The sequence below is a fragment of the Serratia sp. TSA_198.1 genome (assembly GCF_052686505.1).
On sequence record NZ_JBQZFP010000004.1, the window covers coordinates 229,959 to 240,093 of the forward strand.

5 protein-coding genes are annotated in these 10,135 nt (G+C 60.5%); all 5 read left to right on the forward strand.

Annotated features, from left to right (window positions below; all coding sequences use genetic code 11):
• Genes ACUTSW_RS18350 through ACUTSW_RS18370 form a run of 5 tightly spaced genes read left to right on the forward strand, consistent with a single transcriptional unit; the run spans position 1 to position 10,135 of the window.
• Positions 1-4,251 (forward strand): polyketide synthase family protein, encoded by a 4,251-nt coding sequence (locus tag ACUTSW_RS18350; RefSeq protein ID WP_445585034.1) that lies wholly within the window; start codon positions 1-3, stop codon positions 4,249-4,251.
• Positions 4,248-7,280 (forward strand): PfaD family polyunsaturated fatty acid/polyketide biosynthesis protein, encoded by a 3,033-nt coding sequence (locus ACUTSW_RS18355; protein WP_445585035.1) that lies wholly within the window; start codon positions 4,248-4,250, stop codon positions 7,278-7,280. Before ACUTSW_RS18350 ends, ACUTSW_RS18355 begins: the two co-directional genes overlap by 4 nt.
• A complete protein-coding gene (locus ACUTSW_RS18360; protein ID WP_006328024.1) occupies positions 7,277-8,044 on the forward strand; it encodes an SDR family NAD(P)-dependent oxidoreductase in 768 nt (255 codons plus the stop codon). Before ACUTSW_RS18355 ends, ACUTSW_RS18360 begins: the two co-directional genes overlap by 4 nt.
• A 45-nt stretch (positions 8,045-8,089) precedes the next feature.
• Positions 8,090-9,322, forward strand: coding sequence for a thioester reductase domain-containing protein (locus tag ACUTSW_RS18365; RefSeq protein WP_445585036.1), 1,233 nt, complete (start codon positions 8,090-8,092; stop codon positions 9,320-9,322).
• A gap of 33 nt (positions 9,323-9,355) precedes the next feature.
• Positions 9,356-10,135: an amidohydrolase gene (locus ACUTSW_RS18370; RefSeq protein ID WP_063200412.1), complete on the forward strand. Its 780-nt coding sequence runs from the start codon at positions 9,356-9,358 to the stop codon at positions 10,133-10,135.

Genomic DNA, 10,135 nt, shown 5'->3' on the forward strand with positions numbered 1-10,135 from the left:
ATGGAAAATATTGCGATCGTGGGGTTGGGCTGCCTGTTTCCGGGGGCGGATTCCACGGAGAAATACTGGGAGAATTTGATTCAGTGCCGGGACTGCGCCTCGCCGCTTTCCGCTGCGGAAACCGGCATCGACCCTGCGGTCTATTACCATCCGGTGGCGGGAACGGCGGATAAAATCGGCTATAACCGCAATGGGCACATCCGCGATTTTCACTTTGATGCCTCCGGCTACGCGCTACCGGCGCAAGAGCTGGAGACGCTGGATAACTTGTTCAAGTGGACCCTGCACGCCGCAGCGCAGGCGTTAAACGATAGCGGCTATCGCGGGCAGCCGCAGACGCTGGCAAAAACCGGCCTGCTTATTGGCAACATCGGCATGCCGACGCACAGCGGCAAGCGGCTGATGAGCCGCTTTTATCACCAGATGCTGACTCCCTATCTGCGTCAGTTGCTTGGTCGGGACGATTTTGCCTTCGACCGCGTCTGGCCTGAAGAGACGCTGTCCGACTTGAACCTTATCACGGGCGGCCATAATGCCACCGTCGCCGCCCAGGCGCTGGGGTTGCAGGGGCCGAGCTACGCGTTGGATGCGGCCTGCTCCTCTGCGTTTTACGCCATCAAAATGGCCAGCGATTACCTTGCCAGCGGCAAAGCCGACATGATGTTGGCGGGGGCGGTGTGCCATGCCGACCACATCTATATCGATCACGGTTTCAATGTGTTGCAGGCGTTTCCGCAGAAAGGGCAGTCGATCCCCTTTGACCGCACGTCGGAAGGCTTGAAGGCGGGAGAGGGCGCAGGCGTGATCGCCATGAAACGCTACGCTGACGCCATTCGCGACAACGATAAAATTTACGGCGTTATCGAGGCGGTCGGTCTCTCCAACGATGCAGGCAGCCGCCATATGCTGGTGCCCGACAGCAACGGACAGCAGCTGGCGCTGACACGCGCCTATGGCAAGACCGAGCCGGATATCGATTATCTGGAGTGCCATGCCACGGGCACGCCGGTGGGCGATCAGATCGAGCTGGCAGCCATGGAAGCCTTCTTCGCGCAGGCGCCGACTCGCCCTCTGCTTGGCGCCAACAAAGGGATCAACGGCCATATGCTTACGGCCTCCGGCATGGGCAGCCTGTTCAAAGTGATCCTCGCCATGCAGCACAATCTCATCCCGCCTACGCCTGGCGTGCAGCAACTGGTTAACACGCCTGCCGGCCAACTCGGCCTGGAGGATGTGGTCCGCGAGGCCCGCCCTTGGCCGCAGCGCGATCGGCAAAAACGCGCCGGCATCAACGCCTTCGGTTTCGGCGGCGTCAACGCCCATCTGGTGCTGAGCGAGGATCACGCTGCGCTGCGTGCGGCGCTGCCGCAAGCCGCAAAGCCATTAAAAGCAGAGCCGCTGGCGCTGGTCGGCATCGGCGTACACGCCGCCGATACCGAGGATACGCTAAGTCTTGATCGCACCTTCCGCGAGGGCAGGCAACATCAGCGCCCACTGCCCGCTACGCGCTGGTTGGGCGTAGAGCGCCAGCAGGATCTGCTGGCCACGCGCGGTATCGAACAGATCCCGCAGGGGGCCTGGATCGAGACGTTTGAATTTGACTGTAAACGCTTCCGGCTGCCGCCAAATGTGGTCGGCCCTCATCTGCTTTCGCATCTGTTTCTTCTGCCGGTGGCTGAACGCGCTTTTCTCGACGCGGGTTATGCCCTGGATGGCACGCGCCGTAATCTGGCCGTGATTGTCGCAGGCGGAGTGGATTACAGCTGCTTGCGTTACCAGGCGCGTAACGAGATTAGCTGGCAGCTGGAACAGAGTCTGCGCAGCCAGGGCATTGCGTTGAGCGAAGAGGATCTTCAGGCATTGCAGAATGTCGTGAAGGACAGCCTGTTCCCGGCGCCTTACCCCGAAGGTATCACCGGTGGCATCGGTAATGTGGTCGCCAGCCGGCTGGCTGCCCATTTGCACCTGAACGGACCGGCGTTCTCCCTTTACAGCGAAGAAAACGCCGCGTTTAAGGCCATTGAACTGGCGCAGTTCCTGCTGGCGCGCCACGAGGTCGAGGGCGTGCTGATCGCCAGTTGCAGCTTTGGCGGCGCGCTGGAGAATGTGCTGTGGGATCATCAATCCGTGCAGGCGAACCAGACGCCGGGTGATGGCGGCAGCGTGGTGGTCGTGCGCCGCGAGCAGGATGCGCAGCAGGCAGGAACGCCGATTTACGCCGTTATCGACGGGCTGGCCGTTGGGCACGAGTTGAGCCCGACGCTGGCTTACACCGCCAGCCGCCAGGGGATTGCCGATAGCGCCAGTCGCGCATTGCAGGCCGCCGGCTGTAGCGCGGCGGATGTCGACTATCTCGAACTCTATTCCGGAGCGCGCCCGGGGGAGATGGAAACGGAACTGGCCGCGCTGGCCGGCGTCTATGCCACGCCGGAACGTCAGGCGCCCGTGACGGTGGGAACGCTGAAGGCGCACTATGGCCATCTTGCCGCCGCGGCGGGGTTGCTGGGGATCGTGAAATGTGCGTTGCAGTTGTCTCAGCGCTATCTGCCCGCGGTGCCCGCGTTCAACCAGCACTCCTCGTTGGCGAAGCAAGCAGACGGACGCTTTAGACTGCCGCAGCAGACGCAGGAATGGGCGCCGCCGAGGGGCGCTTTGCGTCGCGCGGCGGTCAACCATATCGGCATCGATCGCGCCTGTAGCCATCTGTTATTGCGCGAGCCGCTGAGCGGGCCTCGCGCGCAGCCGGCCGCGGCGAACTCCGCAGCGAGAGGCGGGTTGACGGTCACCGTCTATACCGGGCGGGAGAAGCCGCTGGGCGAGTTCATCGTCAATGCGGATACGCTGGCGCGTTTTGCGCCGAGCAGCCCGACGCAGACGCCGGCCGGGAATATCCTGGCGAACAACATGGCCCTGCACCATCTGACGCGTCATGCGCAGACGCATCTGCATTACCTGCATGTTCAGCAAAATTACTATCATCTGATCCGCCAACTGCTGGCGGGGCAAGGCCCGGTCGCCGAGCCGCTGTTTAATGAGCAGCAGGTGTTCGAGCTGACGGATGGGCTGGTGAGCAATGTTCTGGGGCAAGACTACGCGGGGGTGGATCAGTATCCGGTACGTACCCGAATGCCGTCGCCGCCCTACCTGTTTGTCTCCCGCATTACCGCCCTGAGCGCGAAAAAGGATCGGCTGGAACCCTGCTTTATCGAATGGGAATACGATATTGCGCCGGACGCCTGGTTCCTGGTCGACGGCAAAACGCCCCCCTTCGTCGCGCTGGAATCCTCGCATGCCATGATTGTCGCCTTCACCGTTATCGGTTGCGATCACCTGTTCAAAGGGCAGCTTTGCTACCGGGCGGTCGACAGCCAGACCACGGTCTACAGCGAAATGCCGCGTGCGGGCGAAATGTTGCGCGGGCGGGTAAATATCACCTCCTTTGTCAGGGCCGGCGGCGTGGCGCTGATTGCTTATGAATACTTCTGCTACGTCGGCGATCGGCTGGTGTTTAAGCTGGTCGCCAACTCGGGCTTCTTCGGCAAGCGCGAAATCGCCAACGCGCGGCAGATTGATACCACCGGCTATTTCGCGCGCGCCGTGCAGGCACGACCTTTTACGCCGCTGTTGCGTTGCGAGCGCCGCGAATTTGATGACGCTGCGCTGGATGCCTTGATCCGCGGGGACGTCGCCACCTGTTTTGGGCCGCACTACGCGGGGCACGCGGCTGGCACGCTGTGCGCACCCGATGCACGCATGCTGAACCGGGTCACATCGATCGATCCTTGCGGCGGTGCCTGGGGGCTGGGTGAGGCGATGGGCGAAGTGGATATCGATCCCGATCACTGGGTGTTCCGCGCTCACTTCAAGAATGACCCGGTGATGCCGGGCACCTTCCTTGTGGAGGGGTGTGAACAACTGGTGAAATTCTTCCTTTATTACCTCGGCCTGAATGCCAGCCCCGACCTGGTGGCGCATACGCTGTGTCACCACCAGTACAGCGCCAAGTTCCGCGGCGAAGTGAAATGCGAACGCGACGTGCTGCGCTACCGGCTGACCTGCAAGTCAATCGATGTGCACTGGCAGCCCGACGGCAAAACGCCTGATGCCATCGCGTTGGTTTTCATCGTGGAAATTCTCTATCGCGGCAGCGTAATCGGCCTGTGCGATAACCTTGGCGCGGGCTACACGCACCGCCTTTCTCAAGACGCCAGCGCCCTGACGGCGCTTCAGACACAGGAAGTTTCATCATGAGCCCGCGTTTCTCCGTCAATCATTCGGGCGGTAAACGCCCGTTCGATGCCCTGCCGCTGGTGGCAGGTTCAGCCGCGCTTTATGACCTCGGACAAGCTTTACAGGTGGTTCAGTCCGGCGATGAGGCGCACCTCTGCGCCTTGGGCGAAGCGTTACCTTCGGCAGAGGCAAAGCCGATCGGCACCTTGCCTGCGGTAACGGAAGCGGAATTGGGTGACGGCAGCTTCTGCCGCGACTATGGCGTACGCATGGCTTACTACGCCGGCGCGATGGCGAACGGCATCCATTCGGAGGCGATGGCTATCGCGTTGGGGCAGCAAAAAATTCTGGGGATTTTCGGCGCGGGGGGGCTCGATATTCCCCGCATTACCCAGGCCATAGCCACCCTGCGTCAGCATCTGCCCGATGGGCCTTTTGGCATTAACCTGCTGCATAACCCCGGCAACCCAGCTTGGGAAATGGCCTGCGTACAGCTTTGCCTTGAGCATCAGGTGACGATTGTGGAGGCCTCAGCCTATATCAACCTCAGCCCGGCGCTGGTCTGCTATCGCGCCTGCGGTCTGACGCGTGGACGCGACGGCACCATTGCACGCCGCAACCGCATTATCGCCAAAGTCTCGCGTCGCGAGGTGGCGCAATGTTTTCTGCGGCCGGCGCCGGAAAATATCCTGAAAAAACTGCTTGCCGACAACCTGATCAATGCCGAACAGGCTGAGCTGGCGCGTCAGGTGCCGATGGCGGACGACATTACCGTGGAGGGGGATTCTGGCGGCCATACCGATCAGGGCACGCTCGCCTGCATATTCCGCTCAGTGGTTCAGTTGCGAGACGACATTGAACGCGAATCGGGTCACCGCCATCGGGTGCGCATCGGCGCGGCCGGCGGCATCGGCACGCCGCACGCGGTGCGGGCCGCGTTCGCCCTCGGGGCCGCCTATGTAGTGACCGGTTCGATAAACCAGGCCTGCGTAGAAGCAGGCACGTCCGACGCGGCCAAACAGATGCTGGGGCGAGTGCGGATTGGCGATGTGGCGACCGCGCCTTCTGCCGACATGTTTGAGATGGGCGCCAAAGTTCAGGTGCTTAAGCAAGGCAGCATGTACCCGGTACGCGCGCAGAAACTCTATGCGCTCTACAAGCAGTATGAGGGTCTGGCTGCGCTGCCCGCCGACGACGTCGCCCAACTGGAAAAACAGATTTTCCGTCAACCGCTGGCCAACGTCTGGCAGGAAACCGTGGCGTATTTTCAGCGCTGCGGCCGCCCGGAGGTCATTGAGAAGGCGCTGCAGCAGCCAAAGAAACAGATGGCGCTGGTGTTCCAATGGTATCTCGGACAGTCCTCGCGTTGGGCGATCCAGGGCGAAGCCGGTCGCGAAATGGATTATCAGATCTGGTGTGGCTCGGCGATGGGCGCCATGAACGAATGGCTACAGGGCACGCCGCTGGAAGATCCGACCCAACGTCACGTCGCGGAACTGGCGCATTTGCTGATGAGCGGCGCGGCCTGGCTGACGCGCACCGCACTGCTGGAACTGATGCACATCGCGCTGCCCGACACGCTCGGCCGCTATTCCCCCTTTAACCTGACGGTCGGCAGCGAGAGCCAGCCCGCCAGGCAGTCGCTGTCTATCCTTTCATCTTCCTGTAAACAAACGGAGAACGCACAGAATATGGACGCATCAACCAAGTTGTCCCTGGATGTATCGAAGAATTTTTATAAAAAATGCTGGGATCTGCTGCCCGGCGGCACGCATTACAACTTTGGCGATCCCGAACGACCGCTGGTGATTCCGTTCAACCGGGGGCGTAATTCGCGCGTCTGGGATCTGGACGGCAATGAACATCTCGATCTGTTCTGCAAGTTTGGCGCGCTTTTCGTTGGCCACCACAATGAAGCCTACAACGCGGCGCTGATGGATTACATGGGCAAAGTCACCTCGGTGGACACCTGCGATCTGGAGGTCGAGGTTTGCGAAACGCTGGTGAAACATATTCCCAGCGCGGAGATGGTGCGCTTCTGCCTGAGCGGTACCGAAGCGGTACAAAACGCATTGCGTCTGGCGCGCGGCTTCACCGGTAAAAACCGCTTTATCCGCTTCCACGGCCATTATCACGGCAACGCCGACAATATTATGGGGTGGCGCAAAAAACAGGATTTGAGTTACCCGGTACCGGAGCAGTTCAAAGGCGATCTGCTGGACACCTGGGGCCGCGCGACCGGGGCGATTGCCGATCAATCCTTTATGCTGCCGTGGAACGACATCGAGGTGCTGACCGCCACCATCGAGCGCTACCACGATGAGATTGCCGCCGTGTTGATGGAGCCGATCTGCATCAACGGCGGCGGTATTTTCCCGCGTGAAGGCTATCTGGAAAAAGCCAAGGCGCTGTGTGAAAAGTACAATATCGTCCTGATTTTCGACGAGATCATTACCGGCGTGCGTCTTGGCCTGGGCGGCGCGCAACAGCTGCTGGGCGTTACGCCGCACCTCTCGACTTTCGGTAAAGCGCTGGGCGGCGGCTCCATGCCGATCTCCGCCATCGTCGGGCGTCGCGACATCATGAACCTGTATACGCGCGGTAAGGTTATCCATGCCGGCACCTTCAACGGTTATCCGCTGGGCCTGGCCGCCATCAAGGCGACCTTCTCGCTGATAGAACAAGATCCCGGCTGTTATGAGCGCATGGCCGGCTTCACCCGCCAGATCTCGAACATCTTCGTTAAAGCCGCCGAATCGGTAGAGCTGCCGCTGGTGGTTCAGGGGATGCCGACGGCGCTGGTTTACCACTCGCAGAACTCGCCGGTCGATCGTTCCGAAGGGTACAGCGATAAGGTGAAATTCTGCGACATCATCATTCGTGAAATTTCCAAACGCTACGGTATCCAGTTCTCTCCGTTATCGCGCATTTACGCCAACATGCTGATGTCCCAGGACGATGTGCAGTTCTTTGAAGAGCGCATTTATGACGCAATGGCCAATGCGAGAAAAATCATCGACATCACCTTTAAAGAGGGCGTTGACGCATGAGCCATCAGGTCGCCGTGGTGACCGGTGCCGCAGGAGGGTTCGGCACGGCCATCGCCAGGGTGTTGCTGGATATCGGCTACCAGGTCGCCGCCGCAGACGTCAGTGCAGAACGGCTGACGCAACTGGCTGAGCGCCTGGGACACCCGGAAGGGTTGCATACCTTCGTTATGGATGTCACGCAGGAGGAGTCCATTGCCCAAGCCGCGCGCGAAATCGAAGCGCGCCTTGGCGCTGCGTTGACCGTGCTGGTGAATAACGCCGGCGTTATCGAACGCAGCTTCTGTCTTTCCGAGCGTGGTCTCAGCGGCGCGGCGCGCGTGCTGAACGTCAACCTGCTGGGCACCTTCAACTGTACCGCCGTGTTCTCCCGTTATATGGCGCGCCTGAAGTACGGGCGCATCATCAATATCGCCTCCATTGCCGGTATCTGGGGCGCTGCCGGCGGATCCGCTTACGCGGCCTCGAAGGCGGGCGTGATCTCGGCTACCGAGTCATGGGGGCGCGAACTGGGGCCGCTCAATATCAGCGTTACGGCGGTTGCGCCGGGCATCTGCAAAACCGAAATGCTCGCGCAATTCGTCGACCCGCACATGATCGATACCCCCGAAGAAGAGAAGATCGTGCGCTCCATCGTGCCGGTAGGCCGATGGGGCACGCCGGAGGATGTGGCGGAGGTTGTTGGCTTCCTCGCCAGCTGTAAAACCAATTACCTCAATACCACGGTGATCCCGCTGGATGGGGGGATGCGTGTCGGCACCCTTTAGCCGTCGCGGGTCAGGCTCATTTAATCGCTTTGTTGAGGGATGAACATGGTCAATGTTAATCAACAGGTAAAAAATATACTGCTTACCGGTGCAACGGGGGTATTGGGCGGCCGTATCCTGCTCGAAATCCTGCTGAGTACCGACGCCTGCGTGTACTGTCTGGTGCGCGCCGCCAGCCCGCAGCAGGCGCTGGAGAGGCTGGAACAACTTCTCTATACCTACGATCCCGAACGGCGCAGCCGGGAACATCTCTGGCGCGTGATCCCGCTGATCGGGGACATCACCCAGCCACGGCTCGGGTTGAACCCGGCGGATTACCAGGAACTGGCAATGGGGATCGATCGCGTTATCCATTGTGCCGCTAACGTCAGCCTGGTGGCGTCGTACGGCAAAATCGCGCCGGTCAACGTCGGCGGTACGCAAAACCTGATTGCGCTGTGTCTGCTGGGCAATGTGCCGCTGCTCTATACCTCAAGCTTCAGCATCGTCGGCGATAAACTTTACCAGGACGGGTTCACGCTGCAGGAAACGGATTTGGACGTCGGCCAGTCGTTTAATGACATGGACTACGAACGCTCCAAGTTCGAAGCGGAGCAGGCGGTACACGAGGCGGGTAAGCGCGGGCTGCGTTGGGTGATCACCCGGCCGGGCAATATCTGGGGCGACAGCCTCAGCGGGCGCTACCCGCTGGTGGAGACCAGGGTGAAGGGCATCTACTACGAGATGATCAAAGCGCTGGTGGAAACCGGCCTGACGTTTAGCTCGCGGGAAGATTTTGATATTACGCCGGTGGATTACGTTGCCCGCGCATCGCTTTGCGCGATAGTGGAAATAGACCGCTTCCAGGGCCGTACGCTCAACCTGACCCATCCCAACCCCATTACCTATGACGATATCGTCGACTTCCTGCGGCAGTACGGCTATCGCATCAGCACGCTGATCAACGCCGATTATTTCGACGCACTGACCGAGAACCGTCTCTGGTTACAAGGCAAACCTTATCGCTCCACCTTCACCGATCTGCTGGCGCTGTTCTACTGCGGCAGCGAAATCAGCGAGAAGGCCCGTTACGCCACGCAGCACACCCGTCAGCAGTTGTCGCATGCCGGGATTACCTGCGCGCCATGCGACCGGGCGCTGCTGTTCCGCTACTTCGATTATCTGGTGGAAAGTGGATTTATCGCCGCGCCCGGGCAGCAGGGGCCTGCCGCTGAAATTCGGGAAATCGTGCGTCAGGGCGGCTTCCTGGAGCAACTGTATGACGCCGATCTGCGCTGAAAACATCACACATTATTGAGGGAGATTAGAGACATGACAGATCAGGATCTGCGCGTCACCTTGGTCCAGAGCGACATTATCTGGGAAGACGCCGAACGCAATCGCCGCCGTATGGCGGAGCACATCGCCAAGGCCGAAGCCAGCGACATTATTATCCTGCCGGAAATGTTCACCACCGGCTTTTCCATGGCGCCGCGGGGGATCGCGGAAACCATGCAGGGGCCTGGGGTCGCGTGGATGCAGGAGCGCGCCTCTCATTCCGGCAGCGCGTTGGTAGGCAGCATGATCATCACCGAAGAAGGGCGCTTTTATAACCGCCTGCTGTTTGTCACGCCAGACGGCGGCATTGCGCACTACGACAAAAAACACCTTTTCTCTTTTGCCGAAGAGGACCGGGAATATACCGCGGGCGAGGCTCAGTTGGTGGTTAAGCATCGCGGCTGGCGCATTGCGCCTTTTATCTGCTACGACCTGCGCTTTCCCCTTTGGTCACGCAATGCGGACGCTCGCTACGACGTCGCTCTCTATATCGCCAGCTGGCCGGAAAAGCGCGCGGCGCATTGGCAAGCCCTGCTCACCGCGCGGGCGATTGAAAATCAGAGCTACGTGATTGGCGTCAACCGCGTGGGAGAGGACGGTAACCGGCTGCGCTACAACGGCCACTCGATGCTTATCGACCCGCTCGGCGAGGTTCTGATCGATGAGGTGGAGGTGGAAAGCGTGCGGAACGCCACGCTGTCGCGTGAGCATTTGCTGGGCGTCAGGGAGCAATTGCCTTTCCTCAGGGACGCAGACGCGTTTGCGCTGATCTAA